Raw genomic sequence first — 14,736 nt, forward strand, 5'->3', positions numbered from 1 at the left:
TTGCCCTCTTGATAAAAACAAAAAATGCGCTTATCCCGCTACACCAGAGCTGATAAACGCATTCTCAAAAACCCAGTCTTTTTATCCCAGATTTGCCAAGCTCTTTTCCAAGGTTTCTATCTTGGCCATGGCATCGGCTTCTTTTTGTTTTTCCAAGGCGATGACCTGTTCCGGGGCATTGCTCACAAAACGCTCATTGGATAGTTTTTTCTGTACCGAAACCAAAAATCCCTTGGTATAATTCAATTCCTCATGTATCTTTTTTATTTCCGCCTCAATATCAATGGCGCCGCTCATGGGAATAAAATATTCATTGGATTTCACCCTAAAGGTCAGAGCACCCTCCAATGGGCTTTCCACGTAGGATATTTTGGATACATTGGTAAGCTTGCCAATGATCACATCCCAATCCACGGCAATTTTTCCTTCGTTCAACACAGATAATTCCAGGGAGTCCTTCATGGGAATATTCTTTTCTTTCCTAATGGTACGGATTCCGGCTATGACCTCTGCAGCAAAATCAAAACCCTCTATAAGGTCTTCGTTCACCGCTTGTTGTTCTGGCCATTTCGCCACCACAAGTGCTTCCTGAGGGGAACGCTCCGCAATATGCTGCCATATCTCCTCGGTAAGGAAAGGCATAAAGGGATGTAATAATTTAAGGTTGTTCTCAAATATGCCGATGACGGCATCAAAAGTGATCATGTCTATAGGCTGTTGGTAAGCTGGTTTGATTATCTCCAATAACCAAGAGCTGTAATCGTCCCAGACCAACTTATAAATGGCCATTAGCGCATCCGAAATTCGATATTTGCTAAAATGGTCCTCTATCTCCACTAAGGTCTTGTTGAATTTTGCATGATACCACTCGATCCCCAATCTTGAAGATTCGGGTTGTGGCAAGTCTGCCACCTCCCAGCCTTTCACCAATCGGAAACCGTTCCAAATCTTATTGGCGAAATTTTTCCCTTGTTGGCACAAGGCCTCATCAAACATAAGATCGTTACCTGCCGCTGAACTCAATAGCAGTCCAACACGGACACCATCGGCACCATAATCCTCTATCAACTGAAGGGCATCGGGAGAATTCCCGAGGGATTTGGACATTTTTCGTCTTTGCTTGTCCCTAACCAAACCTGTGAGATACACATTCTCAAAAGGCTTTTCATCCCTGTACTCATAACCTGCCACGATCATTCTGGCTACCCAGAAAAATAAAATATCCGGGCCGGTGACCAAATCATTGGTGGGATAATAATATTCAATTTCTTTATTCTCTGGCTCCAATATACCGTTGAACACGCTAATGGGCCACAACCATGACGAAAACCAGGTATCCAAGGCATCTTCATCCTGCCTTAAGTCCTTTTCGGTCAAACTGGTATTTCCAGATTTGTTCTTGGCAAGGGTCAAGGCCTCTTCTTTGGATTCCGCCACTACAAAATCATCCTGACCGTCCCCAAAATAATAGGCTGGTATTTGTTGCCCCCACCATAACTGTCTTGAGATATTCCAATCGCGGATATTTTCCATCCAGTGCCTATAGGTATTCTCAAACTTTTTTGGAAACAACTTTATCTCTTCATCCTCCAAAACCGCTTTGATAGCAGGCTTTACCAGATCTTCCATCCTAAGGAACCATTGGTCGGACAAACGGGGCTCAATCACCGCTTTGGTCCTTTCTGAAGTCCCCACCTTATTGAGGTGCTGTTCTGTTTTTATCAAAAAACCCTTCTCTTCCAATTCTTTGGAAATCTCCTTTCTTACTACGAAACGGTCCTTGCCCTCGTAGTGAAGACCATAACTGTTCAGACTGGCATCATCGTTGAATATATCTATGGTTTCCAGGCCATGCTTCTCCCCAAGAGCCTTATCATTAATATCATGGGCCGGGGTTACCTTGAGGCACCCTGTTCCAAACTCCACGTCCACGTAATCATCCTCAATGATGGGAATTACCCTATTGCAAATGGGCACTATGGCCTTTTTTCCCTTGAGGTGGCCGTATCGTTCATCGTTGGGGTTGATACAGATGGCAGTATCTCCCAAAATGGTCTCCGGTCTTGTGGTCGCTATGGTCACCGTTTCACTGGATCCCTCTATCCCATATTCCAGGTAATACAGCAGACCCTGTTTTTCCTCATAGATCACTTCTTCATCGGAAAGGGTCGTTTTCGCTTCCGGATCCCAGTTTACCATTCGGTATCCTCTGTAGATCTGGCCTTTATTGAATAAATCGACAAATACCTTGATCACGGAAGCGGACATATTGTCATCCATGGTAAATTTGGTCCTATCCCAATCACAGGAACATCCCAATTTCTTCAATTGCTCCAATATAACACCTCCGTATTCATTGGTCCAATCCCAGGCATGGCCCAAAAATTCCTCTCGGGAAATATCGGCCTTATTGATGCCCCTTTCTTTTAATCTGGCAACCACCTTAGCTTCCGTGGCAATGGAAGCATGATCTGTGCCCGGAACCCAGCAGGCATTTTTGCCCATAAGTCGCGCCCTACGGATCAAAACATCCTGTATGGTATTGTTCAGCATATGCCCCATATGCAAGACCCCAGTAACGTTTGGTGGGGGTATTACTATGGTATAAGGCTCTCTTTCATCCGGCACGGAGTGGAAATATTTATGTTCCATCCAGTAGTCATACCAGCGGTTTTCGGCCTTTTGGGGCTCGTATTTTGATGGGATCTCCATTATTTGGTATAGTTTTTGTCTTTCCTTTACAGGTATTGTTCAATTTATGTCAACAAGCGATGTCAACCTTAATAAATCCATTGCTCTTTTATAAGTTGGAAATACGAAACAAAAATAAGTAACGTTATTACATAACAAAAGAATTTTGGAGGTTGATGTGAAAACATTTACATTTGAAATTTACCCAAAACGAAAAATGATGAAAAAAATAGTACTATTATTATTTATTGGACTATTAGGAATTAGCCTAAATGCGCAGGACAAAACTGCAAAAATCAAGTTTACTACGGATACCGTAGATTATGGAATGGTTGAAAAAGGAAGCGATGGTGTTCGTGTTTTTGAATTCACCAATACTGGAAATGCTCCTTTGATCATCAGCAAGGTAAGTTCTAGTTGTGGCTGTACCATCCCTAAAAAACCGGAGGCTCCGATCATGCCGGGGGAGAAAGGTGAAATCCAAGTTAAATATGACACCAATAGGGTTGGCCCCATAAGAAAGGCCATTACCGTTATTTCCAACGCGGATGAGCCCACAATTATTTTAAAGATCAAAGGTGAGGTTAAAGCCTAACACTTTTTTTATAAAAGTATGAAAGCCCGCAATTGCGGGCTTTTTTTATTTAAATACTTTTTTCAGTACAAAGGAAAACAACAAATCCTGATTGTAACGCTCAATAACCAGCTTTACCCTTTTCCCTTCTCGTTCATTGAGCATTTGAAACACTTCTTGCAACTTATATTCATGTACGCTTTTCCCGTTTACCATGAGAAGCAGGTCACCTTCTTGGAGTCCGGCCTCATGTGCAGGACTGCCCGCACGTATGGAGGAGACAACAATTTCGGGAACCAGACTTAATCTTGTTCTGCCCTCCATGAGCAATTGGACATTGCCAAAGGACTTTTCGTCACTTTTCACAATACCCCTAGCATCCGTCAGTCTTTCCGCTATATATCGCATTCCGTTATGCATTAGTTCTATTCCACTAAGATTATAATGAAAGGGTTCCTTAAAATTGCCATTCCTTTTTATGACAACTTCATTTTTGGAATAGTTGAACACCAAGTTGAATCTTTTGAGGATTTCTCCCCCAATACTTCCGTTTCTGTCCCCAAGATCCTTAAGGGCACTGAATGATTCCATATCAGGGAATGCCGCCTTCGGTCCCTGCAAGGAGCTACTTCCCAATCTAAAACCTTCGACCCTGGTCCTTTTCCCAAAGATATTACCGCTGAGTCCTTTTCCCAAATAATCGTCATAGTGTTTTTCGGGTATATCCAACCCTTTCTCACCATTCTCAAAGAGCCAAATGGCATCGGAGCTACCGGTATCGACCAATAGCCTGACCGGAATTTCTTCCTCATTTCCCAAAAAAACATTTCCGTCCACATATGCCTTTTTATTCTCGATGATCAAGGGGAGTTTTTCATGGTTTTTACCATACTTAGGTTTGTAGGTCAGTGGATCGTGAAATTTTATCACTTTGGCACTGTAATTTATTTCCACCACAAAATCCTTGAACAGATCATACCCGATGATGCCATGAACTGGTATACCAAGACTGGGAGAAAAGTTAATATCCTTATCAAGGACCACATAAAGTTTTTGATTTCTATTTGAAATGGAATTGATCTCAAAGGTGTTACCTTCAGAACTGAGGCCTTTCATAGGAGTGCCCTCTCCCAACCCTTTTATGGCAATTTCGGTAACATTGTTGATCTGAATCGAATCTTGATCTGAAAGGTTGAACAATATCGGAGTTCCCACTCCGGAATCAAGAAGAAATGAAAGCTTGGCCCCATTTACCTCTACAGGAATGATGATCAGGTTGTTGATGAGCTCAAATTTTACCTTTTGGAATTTCTCTCCTTGTTCCAATTTAAATCCTTGAGCGAAGGAAAAAAATGGAAGGCAAAAAATTATTAAAGCGATATTTTTAACAAATCGTACCAATATGCAACATTTCATCATCGTAAACCTCCTTAAATTAAGCAATTAACCAAATCCCTCATAGTATATTAACATTTAATACATGACATAAATTAAACTTAATGCTATTGCTTGGTATGGTTTGATTTCTCATTTTTGTTGAAAATTTGAATTCATGCCGAATATTTCTCAAAAAGGGCTCTCCATGCCCGAATCCCCTATTAGAAAATTAGTACCCTATGCCGAAGACGCCAAAAAGAGAGGTACTAAGGTCATTCACTTGAATATAGGGCAACCGGATATAAAAACTCCAAAAGTAGCCTTGGACGCAGTGAAGAACAATACCTTGGAGGTATTGGAATACAGTAGAACCGAAGGGTCTGAGATCTATCGCGAAAAATTGGCCGGCTATTATGCCAAAAACGACATTCATGTTACGGCACCAGAAATAATCATAACTACCGGCGGGTCCGAGGCCTTGGCCTTTGCCATGGGAAGTATCATGGACAATGATGATGAAATCATTATCCCAGAACCGTTTTATGCCAATTACAATGGCTTTGCCACAGCGGCAGGCGTTACCGTGATACCGGTGGTTTCTAAAATTGAAAATAATTTTGCTTTACCGCCTATAGCGGAATTTGAAAAATTGATTACCCCAAAAACCAAGGCTATTTTGATCTGTAATCCAGGGAACCCTACAGGCTACCTTTACAGTAAGGATGAGATTGAAAAGCTGGCGGACATCGTAAAAAAGCACGACCTGTTCCTTGTGGCCGATGAAGTATATAGGGAATTTACCTATGAGGGCAAGGAACACTATTCCGTTTTGCAGGTAGCAGGATTGGAAGAGCATGCCATTGTGGTGGACTCGGTTTCCAAAAGATATAGTATGTGTGGGGCACGGATTGGATGCTTGGTTTCCAAGAACAAAAATGTGATCAAAACGGCACTGAAGTTTGCACAGGCAAGGTTATCCCCGCCCACCTATGCACAAATTGCCTCGGAAGCGGCATTGGAGACGCCACAAAGCTACTTTGATGATGTTAAGGTAGAATATGTGGCCCGCAGAAACCTCTTGATCTCCGAATTGGAAAAAATAAAAGGATTAAAAGTTGCCAAGCCCCAAGGGGCATTTTACTGCATCGCAGAACTACCCATTGCAGATGCCGACCATTTTGCACAATGGTTATTGGAATCTTTTGAACTTCATGGTGAGACGGTAATGGTGGCTCCTGCAGCAGGATTTTACGCTACAGAAGGCTTGGGCAAGAACCAAATCAGGATTGCCTATGTTTTGGACAAGGAAAACATTACCAGGGCCGTTCAAATATTAAAGGCAGCTTTAGAAGCCTACCAAGGATAATGACCGTACAAGAGAACATATCCTTAAAACCATACAACACCTTTGGTATTGATGCCAAAGCGCGTTTCTTTTGTGAGATCACCTCCTTGGAAGAATTGCGCAATGCCCTTAAACTAAAGGATCATCAGGAAAAATTCATCCTCAGTGGCGGCAGCAATATGCTGATCACCAAAGACATTGACGCCCTGGTACTTTATATCCATATCAAGGGCATACATGTAAATTCGGAAAATGAAAACCATGTGACTGTAGAGGTCATGGCCGGGGAGAACTGGCACGATATGGTACTCTGGACCTTGGATCAAAATTACGGGGGTCTTGAAAATTTATCCCTGATTCCGGGATATACGGGCACTGCCCCTATTCAGAACATTGGTGCCTATGGCGTGGAGCTGAAAGATTGCTTTGTGAGCTGTGAGGCCATGGATATGGAAACTCTGGAACTGAAGACTTTTTCCAAAGAGGCGTGCCAGTTTGGATATAGGGACTCCTATTTTAAAAATGAGGGCAAGGGCAGGTACATTATTACCTCCGTAAAATTTCAATTGACCAAGAAAGACCATAAGCTCAATACCTCATACGGGGCCATTGAGACAGAAATGGAACAACAACAGGTCACAAACCCCACCATAAAGGATGTTTCCGATGCCGTAGTGGCCATACGCAAAAGTAAGCTTCCCGATCCCAAGGAATTGGGAAACAGCGGTAGTTTTTTTAAAAACCCCGTATTGACCAAAAATGAGTTTGAACTATTTATCAAACACAATCCAGAAGCCCATTACTTCAAGGTCTCCGAGGAGGAATATAAGGTGCCCGCAGGTTGGCTGATAGAACAATGTGGCTTTAAGGGAAAAAGATTTGGGGATGCAGGTGTCCATAAAAACCAAGCCTTGGTTCTGGTCAATTATGGGAATGCCAGTGGAAAAGAAATTATTGAATTGGCCCATACCATACAAAAGAAGGTCTGGGACAACTTCGGTATAGAAATAGTACCAGAGGTTAATATCATAAAATAACCCCCGAAGAAAAATCAACGGGGGTCAAACCAAACCAAACTAACCAAACATAAATGTGCAATTACCAGTTGCACACTTAACTTATTAAAAACGGGTAATAAAATTATGTTTAACCATCAATTTTATACCTTAGCGTTCAGATGTATTTACGGTACTTAAGTATCCTTGGATTTTTTGATAGCGTTAAAATTCTCTAAACGCAAAATATGTATGAGCGTACTTCTTGAAAAACATATTGTTGAATTACTGCAGGAGCGGAATGAAAAAGCCATCTCTCTCCTATACGAACACTATGGTGATACGTTGTTCGGGGTTGCGTACAAGGTGGTCAAGGACCATGACCTAGCCCAAGATATTGTTCAAGAAAGTTTTGTCAAGATTTGGAAAAAATCGGACTCCTATGATTCCTCCAAGGCCAAGCTTTTTACCTGGTTGTTTCGCATCACCAGAAATACTGCCATCGACAAATTAAGGAGTGTAAATACAAAAACTGATAAGGAAATCCAAATAGATGTTTCCGACGTATATAGAATAGGCGTAGATAGCACTAGGCCAGAGTTAATGGACGTTCAAGAGAATTTGGACAAATTGGAACCTAAGTATCAGATTGTTTTGGATGCCCTTTTTTTCCAGGGCATGACACAACAAGAAGCCAGCGAAGAACTGGATATACCTTTGGGAACCATAAAATCCAGACTAAAGATTGGGCTTCGGGAATTAAAGAAAATTTACGGCTCTTCGATGGTGCTATGGCCTCTAATAAGTATGTTGTCATGAAAGAAAAAATTAAATTATTCCTAGATTCCGATTTGTTGGAAAAGTACCTATTGGGGGCCACTAAGAAGGAAGAAACTTTACAGGTTGAAAGATACATAGCCATGTATCCAGAGGTTAGGGCCATGTACCTTGAACTACAGGACAACCTTGAGGCTTATGCTAAATTGCATGCGATAAAATCTCCGGACGGACTAAAAGAAAAGATTTTGGGTACCATTAAGGCCCAAAATTCCATTCGCAAAAGATTTACAAGATATGCGATCGCCGCCAGTGTGGCCGTTTTCATATTTGCAGGTTCTTCCTATTTCTTTTGGGACCAGAATAAAAGTCTGATGGAAGAAAACACTATTGTTTCCAATAAAATAAAAACGTTGGAGGCTGACATGAGGGAACAATTGGAAGATGTTAGGAACCAATTTATTGTCCTGAACAATCCTTTGACCAAAAAATATACCGTTAAAGGCAATAAAAATGCCAAGGACTTAAAAGCTATCGCTTATATCAACCCCGTAAAAAAACTATCTTATATCAACGTAAGGAATTTACCCCAACTACCTGAGGACAAATGTTTCCAAATGTGGGCAGAGGTGAATGGCGAAATGGTAAACCTTGGGATTATCAAAGAAATAACAGACAAAGATAAAATGTTGGCCCTGCCATATGCCGATAATGCCATTGGATATATCACCATTGAACAAAAAGGAGGCAACATGGCTCCTACCGTGGAAAATATAGTGGCCAATATCACCTATTAAAAAGTTCAAATCTTAAAGTAGTTCTAATTCCCCTTTAAAAGGTCATTAATTTTATATCTTTGACCAAAATTTAGATATGAAACTATTACTATTGACTATTGGTCTATTAGCTATAGGATTTGCTGGAATAGCCATAAAAATCTGGTCTAAGAAAGATGGGAAATTTGCAGGCACCTGTGCCAGCCAAAGTCCGTTTTTAAATCAGGATGGAGAAGCCTGTGGCTTCTGTGGCAAACTTCCCAGCGAGCAAGATTGCAAAAAGGATTCAGGTACGGAACTTCAATAGAGTGCCTTCTGCTTCTTATTAAGAACTCTATTTGGACAAAACTAAGGACACGTTAAACACTACCATTGAGAAGGCTAAACTGGGAAATCAGATAGCCTTTAGCACCTTGCTGGATACTTTTTGGAACGATGTCTATGGCTTTCAACTCATCAGGACCAGAAATGAGAACGACGCCGAGGACATCACCATACAGACGTTTTCAAAGGCATTTGACAAAATCGACACCTACGATGACAACTATGAGTTCAAAACTTGGTTGATCACGATTTCAAAAAACCTACATGTTGACCTTATCCGCAAGCGCAAGCGGAATATCTTTGAGAATTCCGGTGACAGCAGCAGTGACGCCATCAAAAGGGTATTGGACGATGCCCCTTCGCCAGAGGATCAATTGATCCGGGAACAAGATTTGGCTACCCTACTCTACTACATCAAAAAATTGAAGCCCCATTACCAAAAGGTCATCAACCTGAGGTATTTCAATGAGATGAGCTATGCCGATATTGCCCTAGAACTCAATGAACCCCTCAATAATGTGAAGGTGAAATTGCTGCGTGCAAAAAAACTTCTGGCAGAGGTCATCCAAAATAAAAAATAACAGAGGACCCTACTGGTCCGGAAAAATAATAACACATCATACATAAAATAACAAAGTATTATGATTTTGGTTCCTGTCCCAAAATGAAATAATACAAATCCCATTTTGTATCTTTGTAAAAAATTAGAGCATGAGCATTGAAACCGTAGAAAGTGTAAGCCCACCTAAAGGAAAACCAAAATGGCTACGTGTAAAACTCCCTACCGGTAAAAAATATACCCAATTAAGGGGACTGGTAGACAAATATAATCTCCATACCATATGTACCTCTGGAAGCTGTCCCAATATGGGCGAATGCTGGGGTGAAGGAACCGCAACTTTCATGATTTTAGGTAATGTATGTACCAGATCCTGCGGATTCTGTGGTGTTAAGACCGGAAGACCAGAAGATGTGGATTGGGAGGAACCGGAAAAAGTTGCCCGTTCCATCAAGATTATGGGTATAAAGCATGCCGTAATAACCTCTGTGGATAGGGACGACATCAAGGACATGGGTTCCATAATTTGGGCAGAAACGGTGAAGGCCATCAGACGAATGAACCCCAATACCACATTGGAAACCCTAATTCCTGATTTCCAGGGAATAGAAACCCATTTGGACCGTATCATTGCCGTATCTCCAGAAGTGGTCTCCCACAATATGGAAACCGTTAAAAGGTTGACCAGAGAAGTTCGCATCCAAGCCAAATACGAAAGAAGTTTGGAAGTCTTGAGATACCTAAAGGACAATGGGGCCAGAAGGACCAAATCTGGAATCATGCTTGGACTTGGTGAATTGGAAGAAGAAGTCATAGAGACCATGGAGGACCTAAGAAAGGCAAATGTGGATGTTATCACCATTGGCCAATACCTTCAACCATCCAAAAGACATCTTCCGGTCAAGGAATTCATTACTCCCGAACAATTTAAAAAATACGAGGAACTCGGATTGAAAATGGGCTTTAGGCATGTGGAAAGTGGGGCTTTGGTGCGCTCTTCCTACAAAGCCCATAAGCATATCGATTAACAAAAAGCTACATATAAAATAAATCCATCCCGCTACGGCGGGATTTTTTTCAAATGAAAAAAGTAAATATTGGTATAAATGGTTTTGGAAGAATAGGAAGAACGGTTTGCAGATTGATGCTGGGCAATCCCCACTTCAATATTGTTGCCATCAATGACCTGGCCGACTCCAAGACCTTGGCCCATTTGTTAAAATACGACAGTATCCATGGGGTATCCACCAAGAATATTGGACATGATGCCGACCATATCCTGGTTGATGACAAAAAAATAGTCCTATCCAATCATGACCATCCGCAACGGATCGATTGGGCAACTTATGGGGTCGATATTGTGATTGAAGCCACCGGCAAGTTCAAAACGCAGAAAGACCTGCAATTTCATTTGGACAATGGGGCAAAAAAGGTCATTCTATCCGTACCTCCCGTGGATGATAGTATTAAAATGGTTGTCTATGGTGTAAACGAAGGTATCATCACACAGGATGACCATATTATTTCCAACGCCTCCTGTACCACCAACAATGCTGCTCCGATGATCAAGGTCGTCCATGAGCTCTGCGGGGTAGAACAGGCCTATATTACCACGGTCCACTCCTACACTTCGGACCAAAGCCTGCACGACCAGCCCCATAGGGACTTGAGAAGGTCTAGGGCGGCCTCACAGTCGATCATTCCAACAACCACAGGAGCAGCTAAGGCCCTGACTACCATATTTCCGGATTTGGCCAATGTAATTGGAGGATGCGGGATCCGTGTACCTGTACCAAATGGATCTTTGACAGACATTACTTTGAACGTTAAAAAAGAAACTTCCATTGCGGAAATCAATGCGGCATTTGAGGAAATTTCGAAAAAGGAATTAAAAAATATACTTTTTTACACTGAAGACCCAATAGTTTCTATTGATATAAACAATAGTTCCTATTCTTGTACGTTTGATTCTCAGATGACTTCCGTAATAGGGAAAATGGTGAAAATCATAGGATGGTATGACAATGAAACCGGATACAGTTGTAGAATAGTTGACCTAATTAATTTATTGATTAAGAATAAGTACGTTTGAGAATTAAATACAGATACAAGAGGATTGCACAAATCCTGCTGATGGCGGTGGTCATGTCCGCCTTCCAATTTGTTTCCGCTCAGGACAGTTCAACTCCTGTGAAGGACATAGACACCTATTTCTCCGAAGCTATAAGGTACAAGAACGAAAATAAAATAGACCTTGCCATTAAGGCCATGACCAAGGCTGCCAATCTTGCGGAAGAAAAAGAGGACATTAAGACCATCATTGACAGCTATCACGAAATTTCCCTTTTGAATCTGAAACTCAACAAAGAGGACAATGCCATTTTCTACTATGAACGCGCTGACATTTATCTCAATGTAATAACCTATCCCCACGGTACGGCCACCCATAAGTACATAGACGCCCTAAATTTATTCAGGAACGGAAAGCCCTACCAAGCTACCAAACTATTGTCAGAGGCCAGGGAGTTGAGCAATGACAGGCATCTTTTGAACGAAATATCATTATTGGAAGGGAACATATCCCTCAAAATGGAAAAATATCGTATAGCCTCCAAAAATTTCAATTCTTTGGTGGTCAATAGTGACAAATACGAAAAGACCTATTTGACCACAAAAGCCTATTTGGGACTAACGGAATTGAATATCCTATTGGACAGCTTGGAATCGGCAGCCAAAAATGGAAAAAACGCGTTATCCCTGGCTAGGGAAAACAATTTCCACCAGGAAGTATTGGAAGCCAATGAGCTATTGGCGAAAGCCTTTGAAAAATTGGGAAAATATGATTCCGCCTTGGTCTACAACCAAAATCTTCTCCGGATCAAAGACTCCTTATTAGCGTTTGAAAAAACTAGTGCACAAATCAAAACTGCCGATCAATTACGCGGGGAGTTGATGGAAAGCACCATTAAAAAACAGGATATTGAGATACAAGATCTGAACGAGTCTTCGAGTCGTTCGGAGATTACGGCCATCTTGACCTCTGCGTTTTTGACCATCATATCACTTTTGGCGGTTTCCTTATATAGGAACAATCAGATCAAACTAAAAACAAATGACCTACTGCACACCAAAAATAGGGAGCTGCAGACCGCCAGGGACGCCGCAGTGCAATCCATGGAGGCCAAAACCAACTTTCTTTCAACGGTAAGTCACGAATTGCGGACGCCATTATACGCAGTAACCGGACTCACCCACTTGCTCTTGGAAGAAAACCCAAGCAAAAAACAGGAAGAGCATTTAAAGGCCTTAAAATTTTCAGGGGACTATTTATTGAATTTTATCAATGATATCCTACAGATCAATAAAATTGATGCAGATAAGCTGGAACCTTTAAATATTGAGTTCAGCCTTAAAAAGGTCTTGACCGATGTTATCAATTCGCTGCAGCAGAGTGCCAAGGCGAACAAGACGGTCATTAACTTGGACTACGATCCAAACATCCCTTCCCACCTGCTGAGTGATCCTTTAAAATTGTCACAGATCTTTATCAATTTGGTTGGCAATGCCCTTAAGTTCACTAAAAAAGGAGAAGTTACGGTGATCACCAAACTCCAGGAACAGCACGAGGATGAGGTAACCATATATTTCGAGGTTAAGGATACCGGAATTGGAATTGCACCGGAAAAGCAAGAAAATATCTTTGACAGTTTTGAGCAGGGATCTATTCAAATCAACAGGGAGTATGGTGGGACAGGCCTTGGCCTTACCATTGTTAAAAGCTTACTTGGCCTATTTGGAAGCAAGATCAGGTTAAAGAGTGAACTTGGGAAAGGCAGTTCCTTCTTCTTTGAGCTTACCCTGAAGACAGCCGAAGGAAGTGACATAGAGGATATGAACTTCCAGATCACAGAAAAGGATTACGACCTTACCGGGTTGCATATTTTGATCGTGGAGGACAACAAGATCAACCAAGTCATCACTAAGAAAATGCTGCTTAAAAAGGAAGTGACCTGCGACATCGCCAGTAATGGAACCGAGGCCATTGAAATGGTGAGGAACAACACCTATGATGCCGTATTGATGGATATTCACATGCCGGGTATTAGTGGGGAAGAGGCAACCATAGAAATCAGAAAATTCAACACCACCTTGCCCATCATCGCATTAACGGCCATTTCCCTAGACGATAGCTTGGAGAGTTTCTATGCTGCGGGCGTCAATGATGTGGTAACAAAACCGTTTAAGCCAGAAGTGTTTTATCAAAAAATTGGTCAGAATATCTTTTCTCCCAAAGTAAAGAATCCGGCATCATAACGTAGTTAAAGCGTTCAGCAATTGCTGCCTTCCATCCCCTAAAAAACGGTGCTCTATTCCAATGTAATAAAGGTTGTTTACCTTGCCTTTTAACCTGACATAATCCTTTTCGGTGGTCAGGATCATTTCCTTGGAATTAAAAAGTGCGATTTCCTTATCTGTAAAAAAGTGATGGTCCCTAAATTCCAGATGGTCAAAGATCACGGATGCATCATTGAGATAGGCGAGCAAAGGTGCCGGATTGGCAATACCCGTAACCAACAACACCTTCTTACCCCTCAGCTCTTCCAGTTCCAAACTACCCCCCTCTCCTTGCAAAAGGGTATCATACACAAGCGTACTGAACAACACTTGCTGATGTTTTAATGGTTGAAGTTTACTGGTAATCTGCCCCTGATCTCCCAAACTTAAATTAGGAGGACATTTGGTTACCACGATAAGGTCGGCTCGGCCTGCCTCTTTCTTCCCATCCCTTAAATTTCCACTTGGCAAATACCAGTCATCCACATATAAATTTCCGTAGGCGGTTAAAAGAATAGAGAAGGCAGGTTTTACCTTTCGATGTTGAAAGGCATCATCCAATAGGATCAGATCAGGCTTTTCGTCTTTTTCCAATACCGCTATGCCATGCCTCCTATCGGCGTCCACGACCAAGGAGATTTGAGGGTATTTCTTAAAAATCTGAAAAGGCTCATCGCCAATATGTTCTACTGAGGTAGAGGGTCCCGCTTTTAAAAACCCCTTGGTTTTTCTTCCATAACCCCTGCTGAGGACTGCCAACCTTCGATTATCCTTTAAGAGCGCAATTAGATATTCGATCATGGGGGTTTTTCCTGTTCCCCCAACACTTAAATTACCGACACAAATGGTTGGAGTGTCATATGAATTGGATTGAAATAGTCCATAATCGAACATCATATTTCTTATATAGACCACCAATCCATAGATCAGGGAAATTGGAAACCCTATTTTTCTAAGTAGCTTCATCGGAACGAAAATATAAT

At 41.7% G+C, this 14,736-nt stretch carries 13 protein-coding genes; 10 read left to right on the forward strand and 3 right to left on the reverse strand.

Translation table 11 applies throughout. The annotated features are described in order from the left end of the window. Positions 1 to 81: 81 nt before the first annotated feature. A complete protein-coding gene (locus WAA86_RS13675; RefSeq protein WP_337301577.1) occupies positions 82 to 2,712 on the reverse strand; it encodes a valine--tRNA ligase in 2,631 nt (876 codons plus the stop codon). Positions 2,713 to 2,908: 196 nt separating this feature from the next. Here WAA86_RS13675 and WAA86_RS13680 point away from each other — a divergent pair, with 196 nt between their 5' ends. After that, the gene (locus WAA86_RS13680) at positions 2,909 to 3,286 is read left to right on the forward strand and encodes a DUF1573 domain-containing protein (RefSeq protein ID WP_337301578.1); all 378 of its coding nucleotides are present in this window, start codon (positions 2,909 to 2,911) and stop codon (positions 3,284 to 3,286) included. Positions 3,287 to 3,331: 45 nt separating this feature from the next. Here WAA86_RS13680 and WAA86_RS13685 read toward each other — a convergent pair whose 3' ends face one another. Continuing rightward, complete coding sequence (locus tag WAA86_RS13685; protein ID WP_337301579.1) at positions 3,332 to 4,591, reverse strand: aspartyl protease family protein; 1,260 nt, start codon at positions 4,589 to 4,591, stop codon at positions 3,332 to 3,334. Between the two features lie 226 nt (positions 4,592 to 4,817). Here WAA86_RS13685 and WAA86_RS13690 point away from each other — a divergent pair, with 226 nt between their 5' ends. The 9 genes from WAA86_RS13690 to WAA86_RS13730 all read left to right on the forward strand — a co-directional run bounded on the left by WAA86_RS13690 (position 4,818) and on the right by WAA86_RS13730 (position 13,732). After that, a complete protein-coding gene (locus tag WAA86_RS13690; protein WP_337301580.1) occupies positions 4,818 to 6,008 on the forward strand; it encodes a pyridoxal phosphate-dependent aminotransferase in 1,191 nt (396 codons plus the stop codon). Next, positions 6,008 to 7,024 carry a UDP-N-acetylmuramate dehydrogenase gene (murB, locus tag WAA86_RS13695; protein ID WP_337301581.1) on the forward strand — a complete coding sequence of 339 codons (1,017 nt, stop codon included), beginning with the start codon at positions 6,008 to 6,010 and terminating at the stop codon, positions 7,022 to 7,024. The genes WAA86_RS13690 and murB overlap by 1 nt, the downstream gene beginning before the upstream one ends. A 210-nt stretch (positions 7,025 to 7,234) precedes the next feature. After that, positions 7,235 to 7,801 (forward strand): RNA polymerase sigma factor, encoded by a 567-nt coding sequence (locus tag WAA86_RS13700; RefSeq protein ID WP_337301582.1) that lies wholly within the window; start codon positions 7,235 to 7,237, stop codon positions 7,799 to 7,801. Next, positions 7,798 to 8,556, forward strand: a complete 759-nt coding sequence (locus tag WAA86_RS13705) for an anti-sigma factor (protein ID WP_337301583.1) — start codon at positions 7,798 to 7,800, stop codon at positions 8,554 to 8,556. Before WAA86_RS13700 ends, WAA86_RS13705 begins: the two co-directional genes overlap by 4 nt. 76 nt (positions 8,557 to 8,632) lie before the next feature. Continuing rightward, on the forward strand, positions 8,633 to 8,842 hold the full coding sequence (locus WAA86_RS13710; RefSeq protein ID WP_337301584.1) for a membrane or secreted protein: 210 nt from the start codon (positions 8,633 to 8,635) through the stop codon (positions 8,840 to 8,842). A 31-nt stretch (positions 8,843 to 8,873) separates the two neighbouring features. Then, a complete protein-coding gene (locus tag WAA86_RS13715; RefSeq protein ID WP_337301585.1) occupies positions 8,874 to 9,440 on the forward strand; it encodes an RNA polymerase sigma factor in 567 nt (188 codons plus the stop codon). A gap of 130 nt (positions 9,441 to 9,570) precedes the next feature. Beyond that, positions 9,571 to 10,446, forward strand: a complete 876-nt coding sequence (gene lipA, locus WAA86_RS13720) for a lipoyl synthase (protein ID WP_337301586.1) — start codon at positions 9,571 to 9,573, stop codon at positions 10,444 to 10,446. Positions 10,447 to 10,499: 53 nt separating this feature from the next. Next, the gene (gap, locus tag WAA86_RS13725; protein ID WP_337301587.1) at positions 10,500 to 11,510 is read left to right on the forward strand and encodes a type I glyceraldehyde-3-phosphate dehydrogenase; all 1,011 of its coding nucleotides are present in this window, start codon (positions 10,500 to 10,502) and stop codon (positions 11,508 to 11,510) included. Next, a complete protein-coding gene (locus WAA86_RS13730; RefSeq protein WP_337301588.1) occupies positions 11,507 to 13,732 on the forward strand; it encodes a tetratricopeptide repeat-containing hybrid sensor histidine kinase/response regulator in 2,226 nt (741 codons plus the stop codon). The genes gap and WAA86_RS13730 overlap by 4 nt, the downstream gene beginning before the upstream one ends. On the opposite strand, the gene lpxK is transcribed toward WAA86_RS13730, so the two are convergent. Further along, positions 13,727 to 14,719: a tetraacyldisaccharide 4'-kinase gene (gene lpxK, locus WAA86_RS13735; protein WP_337301589.1), complete on the reverse strand. Its 993-nt coding sequence runs from the start codon at positions 14,717 to 14,719 to the stop codon at positions 13,727 to 13,729. The two genes, WAA86_RS13730 and lpxK, sit on opposite strands and share 6 nt — an antisense overlap. Positions 14,720 to 14,736 lie beyond the last annotated feature (17 nt).

Origin of the sequence: Sediminicola sp. 1XM1-17 (assembly GCF_037203765.1) — a bacterium.
In the GTDB taxonomy this organism is placed as follows: Bacteria; Bacteroidota; Bacteroidia; order Flavobacteriales; family Flavobacteriaceae; genus Sediminicola.

Coding starts and splice junctions, on each gene's coding strand:
- WAA86_RS13675 (WP_337301577.1), bottom strand. CDS start 2,712: ATGGAGATCCCATCAAAATACGAGCCCCAAAAGGCCGAAAACCGCTGG.
- WAA86_RS13680 (WP_337301578.1), top strand. CDS start 2,909: ATGATGAAAAAAATAGTACTATTATTATTTATTGGACTATTAGGAATT.
- WAA86_RS13690 (WP_337301580.1), top strand. CDS start 4,818: ATGCCGAATATTTCTCAAAAAGGGCTCTCCATGCCCGAATCCCCTATT.
- murB (WP_337301581.1), top strand. CDS start 6,008: ATGACCGTACAAGAGAACATATCCTTAAAACCATACAACACCTTTGGT.
- WAA86_RS13700 (WP_337301582.1), top strand. CDS start 7,235: ATGAGCGTACTTCTTGAAAAACATATTGTTGAATTACTGCAGGAGCGG.
- WAA86_RS13705 (WP_337301583.1), top strand. CDS start 7,798: ATGAAAGAAAAAATTAAATTATTCCTAGATTCCGATTTGTTGGAAAAG.
- WAA86_RS13710 (WP_337301584.1), top strand. CDS start 8,633: ATGAAACTATTACTATTGACTATTGGTCTATTAGCTATAGGATTTGCT.
- lipA (WP_337301586.1), top strand. CDS start 9,571: ATGAGCATTGAAACCGTAGAAAGTGTAAGCCCACCTAAAGGAAAACCA.
- gap (WP_337301587.1), top strand. CDS start 10,500: ATGAAAAAAGTAAATATTGGTATAAATGGTTTTGGAAGAATAGGAAGA.
- lpxK (WP_337301589.1), bottom strand. CDS start 14,719: ATGAAGCTACTTAGAAAAATAGGGTTTCCAATTTCCCTGATCTATGGA.